The organism is Pseudomonas sp. FW305-3-2-15-E-TSA4, from assembly GCF_058787295.1.
The window spans coordinates 379611-392920 of sequence record NZ_JBYSZP010000003.1 but is presented as its reverse complement, the minus strand read 5'-3'; the positions used below and the strand labels follow the sequence as shown (position 1 = coordinate 392920).

The following is a 13310-nucleotide window of genomic DNA, read 5'->3' as shown; positions in this document are numbered from 1 at the left end:
TTGAAAGAGACTGCTCTTTTAGCCGGTTTTATCGCGCCGAGAAATAGCCAATGATGGGTTCAAGCAAATTTATCCCGCGACTGGAGCCGCACATGTCCCAAGCATTCACCGCCATCGCCACCCTGATCGCCAAACCCGGCCAGCAGGACACCCTCGAAAACGCCCTGCGCGAACTGGTTGAGCCGAGTCGCGCCGAAGAAGGCTGCAGCCAGTACGACCTGCATCGCGACCTGGCCGATCCGCTGACCTTTTATGTGATCGAACACTGGGCCAGCGAGGAAATCCTTTCGGCGCACAACGCCAGCGCGCATTTTCAGAACTTCCAGGCCGCCGCCGGCCACTGCATCGAACACTTCCAATTGAAACGTCTGGGCGCCATCGCCTGAGCCCTTCTTCTATTACCGTTACGGAGCAAGTCATGAAAGCCATCGCCTATTACGCCTCCCTGCCGATCAGCGACGAAAAATCCCTGCAAGACATCGAACTGCCGGAGCCGGTCGCCGGCCCGCGCGACCTGCTGGTGGAAGTCAAAGCCATCTCGGTCAACCCGGTCGACACCAAGGTGCGGCAGAACGTGGCGCCGGAAAACGGCGCAGCAAAAGTACTGGGCTGGGACGTCGCCGGTGTGGTCAAGGCCGTCGGCAGTGAAGTGACGCTGTTCAAGGCCGGCGACAAAGTGTTTTACGCCGGCTCCATCGCCCGTGCCGGTGGCAACAGCGAGCTGCACGTGGTCGATGAGCGCATTGTTGGCCACATGCCCAAATCCCTCGGTTTTGCCGAAGCCGCCGCGCTGCCGCTGACCGCGATCACCGCGTGGGAACTGCTGTTCGAACGCCTGCAGATCCGTGAGGGCAAGACCGATGAAGGTCAAAGCCTGCTGATCGTCGGCGCCGCTGGCGGCGTCGGTTCGATCCTCACCCAACTGGCCAGCCAGTTGACCGGCCTGAAGGTCATCGGCACCGCGTCCCGCGCACAGACTCGCGACTGGGTGACGGAGCTGGGCGCCGACCTGGTGATCGACCACAGCCAGCCGCTGAGCGAAGAACTGAAACGCGCCGGCATCGATCACGTGACCCACGTTGCCAGCCTGACCCAGACCGATCTGCACCTGGAGCAACTGGTCGAGGCGTTGGCCCCGCAAGGCAAACTCGCGCTGATCGACGATCCGAAGTCGCTGGACGTGAGCCAGCTCAAGCGCAAGAGCCTGTCGCTGCACTGGGAGTTCATGTACACCCGCTCGCTGTTCGAAACACCGGACATGATCGAGCAGCACAAGCTGCTCAACCGAGTGGCCGAGCTGATTGATGCGGGGACGTTGAAGACCACCGTCGGCGAGCATTTCGGCACGATCAACGCGGCGAACCTGCGCCGGGCGCATGAGCTGCTGGAAAGCGGCAAAGCCAAAGGCAAAATTGTTTTAGAAAGTTTCTGAAAACCCGAACGACGTCATCGGCGCCAGTCCTTTCAAGGGCTGGCGCTGTTGTTTGCCGTCAGTCAGATGCTTGATCGTTGTCACAAATCCGATCGTATTCAGGTCTACACTCGAAGCCTCTGCGATGCATCTTTTACACAAGGGAGGTCAGTAATGAAGATCCTGATAAAAGAAGTGGCAAAGTCCCAATGGCAGGTTCGCCTGGACCAGCACGCCGTGACCTTTCGCAGTGAAGCCGAGGCGCTCGCCTTCACCCGCACCCTCGAAGCGCGCCTGCACGCGCCCCATCGGATTCCCGACCCCGGACAGCAACGCGCCGTCGGCTGAGGCAGTCAGGCTTCGGCCTGTGCTTGCGCCAACGCCCGGGCATTCTGCAAATGCCGGGTGTACATCGCGACGCTCACCACCAGCAACCCGCACAGGCTGATGACCATGGCCATCGGCATGGCGCTGCCATCGTGCAGAACGCCCACCAGCGAAGCCGCGCCGGAAGCCACGCTGAACTGCAGGCAGCCCATCAGTGCCGACGCACTACCGGCACGCGCACCCTGGCCGTTCATTGCACACGCCGCTGCGTTGGGCAGGATGCAGCCGAGGCTGGCGATACACACGAACAACGGGATCAACAGCGGCCACAACGCTTCGGTGTGCAGCGAGCTGACCGCGAGCAAAGAAACCCCGGCCAACAGATACACCCACACCGCCCGTGCCAGCAGGAATGCCGGACCGCGCTTGGCCAACAGCCGTGCGTTGACCTGGGCCACCAGAATGAAACCCGCCGCATTGGTGCCGAACAGCCAGCCGAAATGCTCGGCCGGTACGCCGTACAGTTTGATGAAGACGAACGGCGAACCGGCGATATAGGAAAACATCCCGGCGACCGCGATACCACCGGTCAGGGCGTGGCCGAGAAACACCCGGTCGCCAAACAGCCGGCCGTATTGGCGCAACGCACCGGACAACGGCTGGCGCGGCACGTAGTCCGGCAGACTTTCCGGCAGACCCAGCGCCACAGCGAGGGCGGCCAGTGCGCTGAAGCCGGTCAGTGCGAGGAAGATCGACTGCCAGCCCGTGGTATTGACCAGCAGACCGCCGAGCAACGGCGCGAGAATCGGCGCCAATCCCATCACCAGCATCAGTTGTGAAAAGACTTTCGCCGAACCGACCGCATCGCACTTATCACTGACCACCGCCCGGGAAATCACCATCCCCGCGCAGCCGCCCAGCGCCTGAACGAAACGCGCACCGATCAGCCACTCCAGACTCGGTGCATAGGCACAGGCCAGTGAGGCCAGGGTGAACAGGCCGACACCGACCAACAGCGGCAGGCGCCGCCCAAACCGGTCGGCCACCGGCCCATACAGCAACTGCCCGATCGACAGACCGGCGAAATAGGCCGCCAGGGTCAGTTGCACATGCTTTTCATCAGTGCCAAAGGCCAGCGCCATCGACGGGAACGCCGGCAAATAGAAGTCGATCGCCAGCGGACCGAAGGCGCTCAGGGCACCGAGAATCAGAATGGTACGGAAGTTCATCAGGCATCCAGGTGGGATAGAGGTCGGCAGCCCGACAGTCTAGCCGCGCTGAGACACCTTGAACATTCCGATAGCTCGCTAACTATTAGAAATCAGATGACCTACACCTGAAACCTGTGGCGAGGGAGCTTGCTCCCGCTGGACTGCGCAGCAGGCCCAGTGTTTTTCAATTGAAAAAAAGGGCCGCTTCGCGACCCGGCGGGAGCAAGCTCCCTCGCCACAGGGATTTATCGTTATCCGGCGAGTTTTACCGGGTAGCCCTCTTCGCTGATCACCTCGATCACCTGCTCGGCACTCAGCGAACTCTCGACACCAACTTCTTTAGCCGCCAGATCGACCCGCACGCTGGCCGCCGGATCCTTCGCCTGCACGGCGTTGGTGATGGCTTTGACACAGTGGCCGCAGGACATGCCTTGAACGTTGAACACTTGCATGGATGGACTCCTTTGAGTGAGGTTGCCCGCAGTGTCGAGCTTGCCACCATGGCAAGGTCAAGTTCTGCAGAAAACTGCCGGGCTGGCAATCGGCGTCGCGCTCAGCCAAGCTGCGTGCATCAATGACTCAAATTCAGGAGATTCAGCCATGCGCTGGTCAGCTTTCAGCCTGTTTGGCTTGCTCAGCCTCTTTGCCGCCCTGCCCCAGGCCAACGCGACCGGTGAGGACTACGCCGTTCTGATCATCTCGCGCGAGCGTCTGGAAGTGCCGACTCCCTGCGAGATTGGCGTGTACGTCAATGATGAACTGGCAGCGCGCCTGCTTCAGGAACAGACCACTTCGTTCAACCTGCCCCACGGGACGATTTCCATCCGTCTGAAACAATTGCCTGGCCAAGTGCCGGGTTGCCAGGCAGGCATGCTCGCGCCGCCGGCGCAGGAGATCTCGCTTAAGGCCGGCGATGTGCTCAAGTACCGGATCGCGGCAAATGCCAAAGGCTTGTACCTGCGACCTGCCGCCCTCGAATACTAAGCAAAACTCCAAATGTGGGAGCGGGCTTGCTCGCGAATGCGCTGTGTCATTCAGCGATGATGTTGACTGACACAGCGCATTCGCGAGCAAGCCCGCTCCCACACTGTTTTTGTAGTGAGTCAAATATTGGCGCTTGACCTTGCCCGCGTGGCAAGGTTGATCCTTGTAGGCATCTTCTACAGGGAGTAAGACCGATGTCCGATTCCATCACTTTCGATCTGCCGATTGCCGGCATGACCTGCGCCAGTTGCGCCGGGCGTGTCGAGCGGGCGTTGCGCAAAGTCAGCGGCGCCAGTGCCGTCAGCGTCAATCTCGCCACCGAACAGGCCCGCGTCCAGGCGCCTGGTGACAGCTTGCCGTCGTTGATGGCGGCGGTTGAACGCGCCGGTTACAGCGTGCCGCAGCAGACGGTGGAGTTGAGCATCGACGGCATGACCTGCGCCTCGTGCGTCGGTCGCGTCGAGCGCGCCCTGAACAAAGTCCCCGGGGTGAAGAGCGTCAGCGTCAACCTCGCCAACGAACGCGCGCACCTCGAATGGCTCGGTCAGGTCGATATTCAGTCGCTGCTCGATGCTGTGAGCAAGGCCGGCTACTCGGCCAGCGTCTGGCAAGCCGAACACCCCGCCACCGATAACCAGCAACAGCGCCTGCAACATGAGCGCTGGGCGCTGATCTGCGCGATCGTCCTGGCGTTGCCGCTGGTGTTGCCGATGCTGCTGCAACCGTTCGGCATTCACTGGATGCTTCCGGCCTGGGCGCAATTCGCCCTCGCCACCCCGGTGCAATTCATTTTCGGTGCACGTTTCTACGTGGCCGCGTGGAAAGCCGTGCGCGCCGGCGCCGGTAACATGGACTTGCTGGTGGCCCTCGGCACCAGCGCCGGTTATGGCTTAAGCCTGTACGAATGGGCCACCGCCGCCGGGCGCATGCCGCATCTGTATTTCGAAGCCTCGGCGGTGGTGATCGCCCTGGTGCTCCTCGGCAAATACCTGGAAAGCCGCGCCAAACGCCAGACCGCCAGCGCCATCCGCGCCCTCGAAGCCTTGCGCCCGGAGCGGGCGATTCAAGTCATCGACGGTCGTGAACAGGACGTCGCGATCAGCGCCCTGCGTCTGAACGATCAGGTCTTGGTCAAACCCGGTGAACGTTTCCCGGTAGACGGCGAAGTACTTGAAGGCCAAAGCCACGCCGACGAAGCGCTGATCAGCGGCGAAAGCCTGCCAGTGCCAAAACAGCCGGGCGACAAGGTCACCGGTGGTGCGATCAACGGTGAAGGCCGACTGCTGGTGCGCACCACCGCCCTCGGCGCGGAAAGCGTGCTGGCGCGGATCATCCGTCTGGTAGAAGACGCTCAGGCGGCGAAAGCGCCGATCCAGAAACTGGTGGATAAAGTCAGCCAGGTGTTCGTGCCCACCGTGTTGCTGATCGCGTTGGCGACACTGATTGGCTGGTGGCTGTACGGCGCGCCTATGGAAACAGCATTGATCAACGCGGTCGCTGTGCTGGTGATTGCCTGTCCATGTGCCCTCGGCCTCGCCACGCCGACGGCGATCATGGCCGGCACGGGTGTGGCTGCGCGTCACGGCATTCTGATCAAGGACGCCGAAGCGCTGGAACGTGCCCATGCAGTCGACAACGTGGTCTTCGACAAGACCGGCACGCTGACTTCCGGCACCCCGCGTATCGCCCATTTCAGTGCGCTGGATGGCGATGAAAAAACTCTGCTGACACTGGCCGGCGCCCTGCAACGCGGCAGCGAGCATCCGCTGGCCAAAGCCGTGTTAGACGCGGCCGCCGAGCGTGACCTGAGCGTGCCGGATGTCAGCGACAGCCAGGCCCTGTCCGGGCGCGGTATCGCTGGCACGCTTGATGGTCGGCGCCTGGCGCTGGGCAATCGGCGCTTGCTGGAAGAAAGTGGCCTGAGCGCGGGCAATCTCGCCGAGTCCGCCAAGGCTTGGGAAAGCCAAGGCCGAACCCTGTCGTGGCTGATCGAGCAAAGCCCGGAACCGCGTGTACTCGGTTTGTTCGCCTTCGGCGACACGCTCAAGCCCGGCGCACTGCAAGCCGTGCAGCAACTGGCCGTCCGCGGTATTCACTGCCATCTGCTGACCGGTGACAACCGTGGCAGTGCGCGCGTGGTGGCCGAGGCGCTGGGCATTGAAAACGTTCACGCCGAAGTACTCCCCGCCGACAAAGCCGCGACCGTCGCCGAACTGAAGAAAACCGGCGTGGTGGCGATGGTCGGCGACGGCATCAACGACGCCCCGGCACTGGCGGCTGCCGACATCGGCATCGCCATGGGCGGCGGCACCGACGTAGCGATGCACGCCGCCGGCATCACTCTGATGCGCGGCGATCCACGGCTGGTGCCGGCAGCGCTGGAGATCAGCCGCAAGACTTACGCGAAGATCCGCCAGAACCTGTTCTGGGCCTTCGTCTACAACCTGATCGGCATTCCGCTGGCAGCGCTCGGCTTCCTCAATCCGGTGCTGGCCGGTGCGGCGATGGCGCTGTCGAGCGTCAGCGTGGTGAGCAATGCGCTACTGTTGAAAACCTGGAAACCGAAGGATCTGGAGGAACAGCGATGAACATCGGCCAAGCGGCCCGGCACAGTGGCCTGAGCGCAAAGATGATCCGCTATTACGAGTCGATCGGCCTGCTCAAGGCTGCCCATCGCACCGACAGCGGCTACCGGGTCTACAGCGAAGATGACCTGCACACCCTGGCGTTCATCAAGCGTTCGCGGGACCTGGGCTTTTCCCTTGAGGAAGTCGGCAAGCTGCTGACCCTGTGGCAGGATCGCCAGCGTGCCAGTGCCGATGTGAAAGCGCTGGCGCGTCAGCACATCGACGAGCTGAATCAGAAGATCCGCGAGCTCGGCGAATTGCGCGACACCCTGCAGGATCTGGTCGAGCACTGTAATGGCGACAATCGCCCCGATTGCCCGATCCTCAAGGAACTGGCGTCGGGCTGCTGCGCGCAACCCGCCCGCGCCTGAGCGCCAGCCACTTCACGGCCAACAATGTGCCGAGCGGGATGCCGTGGAACAGCATGACCACGGCACCCGGCGTCCACCAACCGTAAAACGGCGCGGCAATCAGCATGCCGACGCCGAACCCGGTCATTTGCAGCAAGGTCAGGAAACTGAAAATCGGCAGCCGCAAATGCTCCGGTTCACGTTGCAGGCGCGACATCAGGCCGACTTCAGAAATACCGTCACCCAACCCCGCCGGCAGGGAAAACAGCAGCAGACCGAAAAGGCTGTGCTGCTGGAACATCAGGATGAAACCGCAGGACATCAACGCCACGCCGAAGAAATACCGTCGCTCCAGATCACGGTTATCCGTGCCTTTGAGGCGACTGGCAATCCGCGCACCCAGCAGTTTGCCGCTGGCCCACACCGCCAGCATCAGGCCCAGCGTGGTGCTGGCCGAATCGGGTGTCAGCAGTTTGGAGATGATCGGGAACCCGACGTTGTGCGCGGCACTGCCCAAGGTGTCGGCCATGGTCACGGCGAGCATCGCCGCAATCACCGGAGCGCTGCGCAGGCCTTGTTTCAGGGCTGACCATTCGCCGCGTTCGCTGGTTGATTGTTCGCTGACTTCTGCAGCGGTGAAGCGCAACGGCGCAATCAACAGCGCCGCCAGCACATAGGTCAGTGCGTTGAGCGCGAAGACCGTTTCGAAACCGAAGGCTGCCACCAGCAAACCGGACACCAGGCTGCCGCCGACCATTGCCGCCGACGACGCCGAGGTGATCCAGGCATTGGTTTTCAATAGCTGCGCCGGTTCGATCAGCCGTGGCAACTGACTGTTGAGGCCGATGGCGAACATCGAATTGCCAAAACCCAGGCCGAAAGCGATCACCGGCAACAGCAACGCCTGCTGGCTCAGCGGCAGGATCAACAGCAGGCCAAGCAACGCCGCGCGCAGCAGATCGAAAGCGATCAGCGGCACCCGGCCATTCCAGCGCCGGTAGAAGCGTGTACCCATCAGGCTGGCAAAAATCCCCCCGCCGACCCGACTGGCGAGGAACACCCCGACGCTCATGGCGCTGTTGCTCAGCAGGTAAACGTAAGTCGCCAGCGCGACCATGTTGAGGAAGGCGCCGAAGTCGGAGATCAGCCGGGCGGTGATGATCAATTGGGTGTTGCGTGGGGTGATCACATTCAGTCCTTGAGTGTGCCGAGGCCGGACAGATTCACACACAACTATTAGCAACACCACCCATCCTCTGTGGGAGCGAGCCTGCTCGCGAAAGCGGTATGTCAGTCAACAGGGATGGTGACTGGTAAGGCCCCTTCGCGAGCAGGCTCGCTCCCACAGGGGGATCTGCGGTGGTTCTGGAAATGCGGCAGGCACAAAAAACCCGGCCGAAGCCGGGTTTCTGTTCATGCGCTTACTGCATCCACGGTGGCGGAGGCGGTTCGTCGGACTTGCCCTTGGGCTCGTCATCCGCCGCACGGATCGCCTGCTTGCGCTCTTCGTCGAGCCGGGCCGCTTCGATCTCGCGCAACACTCCGCCAACGTCGGCCAGGTCTTCAGGATCGTCGAACTCACCGGTCAGCACGCTGTTGGGGTGCAAGGTGCCGGCTTCGTACAGCGCCCACATTTCTTTCGCGTAGCGGGTCTGCTTCAGCTCCGGGGCAAAGCGCCCGAAGTACGAAGCCATGTTGCCCACATCGCGCTCGAGCATGCTGAACGCGTGGTTGTTGCCAGCGGCATCCACCGCCTGCGGCAGGTCGATGATCACCGGGCCGGTCGGGGTCAGGAGCACGTTGAACTCCGAGAGGTCACCGTGCACCAGACCGGTACACAACATCAGCACGATCTGCGAGATCAGGAACGCGTGATACTCGCGGGCCTGATCCGGCTCCAGCACCACGTCGTTCAGACGCGGGGCGGCATCGCCATATTCGTCGGCCACCAGCTCCATCAGCAGCACGCCATCGAGAAAGTCGTATGGCTTGGGCACTCGCACGCCGGCACCGGCCAGACGGAACAGCGCCGCGACTTCGGCGTTCTGCCAAGCGTCTTCGGTCTCTTTGCGACCGAATTTCGAACCCTTGGCCATCGCTCGCGCCTGCCGGCTGTTACGCACCTTGCGGCCTTCCTGATACTCGGCTGCCTGGCGGAAACTGCGTTTGTTCGCCTCCTTGTAAACCTTCGCGCAACGTAACTGGTTACCGCAGCGCACCACATAAACAGCTGCTTCTTTACCACTCATGAGTGGGCGCAGCACTTCGTCGACCAGACCGTCTTCGATCAGGGGTTCAATGCGTTTTGGAGTCTTCATCAGCTTTTATTGTGGGTCCTTTATTACCAAACACGCGAATGTCACTCGTTATACGGCAATCCTCGCGCTACGGGGAGGGGTTGCCGACCTGTGAACCCTGTGGATGCACACACTGTGCCGAAATAATCGACCGTTGCCGATCATAGCTGAGCCCGTTTGAAATGTTGGCAATCAGCGTCGAGGGCATTTGCGACAGAATCTGACATTGGCATTCATTTCCCCTGTGGGAGCGGGCTTGCTCGCGAAGGGGCCGTGTCAGGCGCCGTCATTGTGTCTGACAGACCGCTTTCGCGAGCAAGCCCGCTCCCACAGGGGATTGCGCTCAACGTTCGATGATCGCGGTGACACCCTGGCCGCCAGCGGCGCAGATCGAGATCAGCCCCCTGCCCTTGCCCGCCGCATCCAGCAGTTTTGCCAGGTTGGCGACAATCCGCCCGCCGGTCGCGGCAAACGGATGCCCCGCCGCCAGTGAGCTGCCTTTCACATTCAGCCGGCTGCGGTCGATCGAACCCAGCGGTGCCTCCAGCCCCAAACGCGTCTTGCAGTATTCGGGGTCTTCCCAGGCCTTGAGCGTGCACAGCACCTGCGCGGCGAACGCTTCGTGAATTTCGTAGTAATCGAAGTCTTGCAGGGTCAACCCATTACGCGCCAGCAAGCGCGGCACGGCATACACCGGCGCCATCAACAGGCCTTCGGCGCCGTTGACGAAATCCACCGCCGCCGCTTCGCCATCGCGCAGGTAGGCGAGGATCGGCAGACCACGTTCTTTCGCCCATTCCTCGCTGCCCAGCAGCACCACTGAGGCGCCGTCGGTGAGTGGCGTGGAGTTGCCTGCCGTCAGCGTGCCCTTCGCGCTTTTTTCGAAAGCGGGTTTGAGCGTGGCGAGTTTTTCCAGGGTCAGGTCCGGGCGCAGGTTGTTGTCGCGGGTCAGGCCGAGGAAAGGCGTCATCAGATCGTTGTGCCAGCCTTCACTGTAGGACGCGGCGAGTTTGTGATGGCTTTCGAGGGCCAGTTGATCCTGCTCCTCACGGGGGATGTCCCAGGTCTGCGCCATCAGTTCGCAGTGCTGGCCCATCGACAGGCCGGTGCGCGGTTCGCCGTTACGCGGGAATTCCGGGATCAGGTGCCGCGGACGCAGTTGCAGAAAGGTTTTCAGCTTGTCGCCGGTGGTCTTGGCGCGGTTGGCCTGCAGAAGGATTTTGCGCAAGCCTTCGCTGACGCTGATCGGCGCGTCCGAGGTGGTGTCGACGCCACCGGCAATGCCGCAGTCAATCTGGCCGAGGGCGATTTTGTTGGCCACCAGCAGCGCTGCCTCCAGCCCGGTGCCGCAGGCTTGCTGGATGTCATAGGCCGGGGTGGCCGGCGACAGCCGCGAGCCGAGCACGCACTCGCGGGTCAGATTCATATCCCGTGACAATTTAAGCACCGCCCCCGCCACCACTTCGCCGATGCGCAGGCCGTGCAGGTTGTAGCGTTCGACCAGGCCTTCAAGCGCGGCGGTGAGCATCACCTGATTGCTGGCAGTGGCGTACGGCCCGTTGGAACGGGCGAAAGGAATACGGTTACCACCGATGATGGCGACGCGGCGCAGCTGACTCATGAAAAGCTCCTTGTTGATCCGAATTCATGGATATCCCTGTGGGAGCTGGCTTGCCAGCGATAGGGCCGGCACCTCCAGCATTTCCAGTGGCTGACACTCCGCCATCGCTGGCAAGCCAGCTCCCACAGGGACGGTGGTCTACTCTGCTGTTCTAGCGTAGGCCTTATTGCGTGGATCGAACGATTGATTGCCGTTGGTAGTCCACACTTTGAACCCCAACTTTTGGAGAGCGTTCCATGTCTGACCGCTATATCGACTTCGCCAACTCATCCATCGGCCACCGTCTGGTCGGGGCTTTGGGCCTGCCGTCGCCGGTGCGGCTGGAACGCTGGCAGGCCGGACGCCTGCGGCCGGTGGACGGCGCGCTGTTGATCGGTGGCGGGCCGCTGGCCGAGCGGGTCAATGCGTTCGCCAACCGCCTGACCGATGCGATCTACAGCTACGGCACTGAACCGTCGCTGGCCACCGCGTGGATTCCCGGGCACGGGCCTAAACTCAAGGCCGTGGTGTTCGACGCCAGCGACCTGCAGCACACCGACCAGCTCAAACAGCTGCGCGAGTTCTTCCAGCCGTTGATGAAAAACCTCGACAGCAGCGCGCACCTGGTGATCCTGGGCCGCGCCCCGGAAACCCTGCGCGATCCGTTTGCGTCCAGTGCACAGCGAGCGCTCGAAGGCTTTTCGCGTTCGCTGGCCAAGGAGCTGCGTAGCGGCGGCACGCTGCAACTGATCTATGTCGGTGACGGCGCTGAAGATCAGCTTGAGGGGCCGTTGCGGTTTTTCCTGTCACCGAAAAGTGCCTTTGTTTCCGGGCAGGTGATTCGCCTGAGCCCGTGCGCCACGCCGGTCACCGATTGGACCCGGCCATTGGCCGGACGCAAGGCGCTGGTCACCGGCGCGGCACGCGGGATCGGCGCCTCGATTGCCGAGACCCTCGCCCGCGATGGCGCCGAGGTGATTCTGCTCGACGTCCCCCCGGCCAAGACTGATCTGGAAGCCCTCGCCGCACGTCTTGGCGGCCGGGCGATCACCCTTGATATCTGCGCCGAAGATGCCGCCGCGCACCTGATCGAACAACTGCCGGACGGCCTCGACATTCTGGTGCACAACGCCGGGATCACCCGCGACAAGACCCTGGCCAACATGACCCCGGAATTCTGGGACGCGGTGCTGGCGGTCAACCTCAATGCCCCGCAAGTGCTGACCAAGGCGCTGCTCGACAGCGGCACCCTGCACGACAATGCGCGGGTGATTCTGCTGGCCTCGATCAGCGGCATCGCCGGCAATCGTGGACAGACCAACTACGCCGCGAGCAAGGCCGGGCTGATCGGCCTGGCTCAGGCCTGGGCGCCAACGCTGCACGAACGCGGCATCAGCATCAACGCTGTGGCCCCGGGCTTCATCGAAACCCAGATGACCGCGCACATCCCGTTCGGCCTGCGTGAGGCCGGACGGCGCATGAGTTCGCTGGGCCAGGGCGGCTTGCCGCAAGACGTCGCCGAAGCCGTCGCGTGGCTGGCGCAACCGGGCACCGGCGCATTTACCGGCCAGGCGCTGCGGGTCTGTGGCCAAAGTGTTCTGGGGGCATAGGCATGAGCATTGAATGGCACACCCTCGACCGTGAACCGAGCCTGCCCGGCCTGTACGCGCGGGCCGCGACACGGCGCAAGATCACTGGCACCCGACTGCCCGACAGCGGTTTGCGCTGCTGGGTCGATGTCGACCCGCAAAAACTGGCGGCCTATCGCAAGGTCTGCGGCTTTACCGATGACGGCCTGCTGCCGCCGACTTATCCACACATCCTCGCGTTCGCCCTGCAGATGCAATTGCTCACGGCGAAGGAGTTTCCGTTCCCGTTGCTGGGGCTGATTCACCTGAGCAACCGCATTCGCGTGTTGCGGCCGATGGGCGGGATCAGTCGCGCGCAAGTCAGCGTCCGCGTGCACAACCTGCAGCCGCATCCCAAAGGGGCGACTTTCGAGGTGTTGACCACTCTGGATGATCAACTCGGGCCGCTGTGGGAAGCCGAAAGCCAGATGCTCTGTCGCGGCGTGAAACTCGACGGCGAACCCGTCGATCAACACTGGGAACCGTCCCAGGTGTTGACGCAAGTCGCGCAATGGAAAGCCCCGGCCGATATCGGTCGGCAATACGCCAAAGTCTCGGGCGACTACAACCCGATTCACCTGAGCGCGGCCAGTGCCAAGCTGTTCGGTTTTCCCACGGCGATTGCTCACGGTCTGTGGAACAAGGCACGAACCCTCGCCGCGCTGGCTGATCATCTACCCAAGGCCAACCTTGAAATCGCCGTGCACTTTCGCAAACCGGTGCGTTTGCCCAGCGAGGTCTCATTGCTGGCGAGCGCGCCGGGATCCAGCGGCGAGTTGCGCCTGATCGGAAACGGCGATCTGGAACATATGGTCGGTCAGTGGCAACCGGTTGCCTGAGTATCCGCCCAGGCAAGCCTGTAAATTGTGTATATA

At 62.5% G+C, this 13310-nt stretch carries 13 protein-coding genes; 8 read left to right on the top strand and 5 right to left on the bottom strand.

Annotated elements, in window-relative coordinates; translation table 11 throughout:
• The first annotated feature begins 92 nt into the window (after positions 1-92).
• The 3 genes from AC3WMV_RS06105 (at position 93) to AC3WMV_RS06095 (ending at position 1759) form a co-directional block, all read left to right on the top strand.
• The gene (locus AC3WMV_RS06105; RefSeq protein ID WP_103369679.1) at positions 93-386 is read left to right on the top strand and encodes a putative quinol monooxygenase; all 294 of its coding nucleotides are present in this window, start codon (positions 93-95) and stop codon (positions 384-386) included.
• Positions 387-418: 32 nt separating this feature from the next.
• Entirely contained in the window at positions 419-1432 is a 1014-nt protein-coding gene (locus AC3WMV_RS06100) for a zinc-binding alcohol dehydrogenase family protein (RefSeq protein ID WP_027613632.1), read from the top strand.
• 153 nt (positions 1433-1585) lie between these two features.
• Complete coding sequence (locus AC3WMV_RS06095; RefSeq protein WP_166496092.1) at positions 1586-1759, top strand: hypothetical protein; 174 nt, start codon at positions 1586-1588, stop codon at positions 1757-1759.
• 5 nt (positions 1760-1764) lie between these two features.
• Here the strand turns inward: AC3WMV_RS06095 and AC3WMV_RS06090 are convergent, their stop codons facing one another.
• On the bottom strand, positions 1765-2967 hold the full coding sequence (locus AC3WMV_RS06090; RefSeq protein ID WP_103369680.1) for a multidrug effflux MFS transporter: 1203 nt from the start codon (positions 2965-2967) through the stop codon (positions 1765-1767).
• 233 nt (positions 2968-3200) lie between these two features.
• Entirely contained in the window at positions 3201-3401 is a 201-nt protein-coding gene (locus tag AC3WMV_RS06085) for a heavy-metal-associated domain-containing protein (protein ID WP_096794848.1), read from the bottom strand.
• Positions 3402-3549: 148 nt separating this feature from the next.
• Between AC3WMV_RS06085 and AC3WMV_RS06080 the strand changes: the two genes are divergently transcribed.
• From AC3WMV_RS06080 to cueR, 3 genes are all read left to right on the top strand, one after another.
• Entirely contained in the window at positions 3550-3933 is a 384-nt protein-coding gene (locus AC3WMV_RS06080; protein WP_027613629.1) for a hypothetical protein, read from the top strand.
• A 194-nt stretch (positions 3934-4127) separates the two neighbouring features.
• Positions 4128-6521 (top strand): heavy metal translocating P-type ATPase, encoded by a 2394-nt coding sequence (locus AC3WMV_RS06075; protein WP_103368087.1) that lies wholly within the window; start codon positions 4128-4130, stop codon positions 6519-6521.
• Positions 6518-6931: a Cu(I)-responsive transcriptional regulator gene (gene cueR, locus AC3WMV_RS06070; RefSeq protein ID WP_103368086.1), complete on the top strand. Its 414-nt coding sequence runs from the start codon at positions 6518-6520 to the stop codon at positions 6929-6931. Before AC3WMV_RS06075 ends, cueR begins: the two co-directional genes overlap by 4 nt.
• Here the strand turns inward: cueR and AC3WMV_RS06065 are convergent.
• The 3 genes from AC3WMV_RS06065 to AC3WMV_RS06055 all read right to left on the bottom strand — a co-directional run bounded on the left by AC3WMV_RS06065 (position 6885) and on the right by AC3WMV_RS06055 (position 10828).
• Positions 6885-8099: an MFS transporter gene (locus AC3WMV_RS06065; protein WP_103368085.1), complete on the bottom strand. Its 1215-nt coding sequence runs from the start codon at positions 8097-8099 to the stop codon at positions 6885-6887. The two genes, cueR and AC3WMV_RS06065, sit on opposite strands and share 47 nt — an antisense overlap.
• 232 nt (positions 8100-8331) lie before the next feature.
• Positions 8332-9228, bottom strand: a complete 897-nt coding sequence (locus AC3WMV_RS06060) for a PA4780 family RIO1-like protein kinase (protein ID WP_003221347.1) — start codon at positions 9226-9228, stop codon at positions 8332-8334.
• Positions 9229-9550: 322 nt separating this feature from the next.
• Entirely contained in the window at positions 9551-10828 is a 1278-nt protein-coding gene (locus tag AC3WMV_RS06055; RefSeq protein ID WP_103368084.1) for an acetyl-CoA C-acetyltransferase, read from the bottom strand.
• Positions 10829-11064: 236 nt separating this feature from the next.
• On the opposite strand from AC3WMV_RS06055, the gene AC3WMV_RS06050 reads away from it, so the two are divergent.
• Positions 11065-12417, top strand: a complete 1353-nt coding sequence (locus AC3WMV_RS06050; RefSeq protein ID WP_027613624.1) for a 3-oxoacyl-ACP reductase — start codon at positions 11065-11067, stop codon at positions 12415-12417.
• A 2-nt stretch (positions 12418-12419) separates the two neighbouring features.
• Entirely contained in the window at positions 12420-13274 is an 855-nt protein-coding gene (locus AC3WMV_RS06045; RefSeq protein ID WP_103368083.1) for a MaoC family dehydratase, read from the top strand.
• Positions 13275-13310 lie beyond the last annotated feature (36 nt).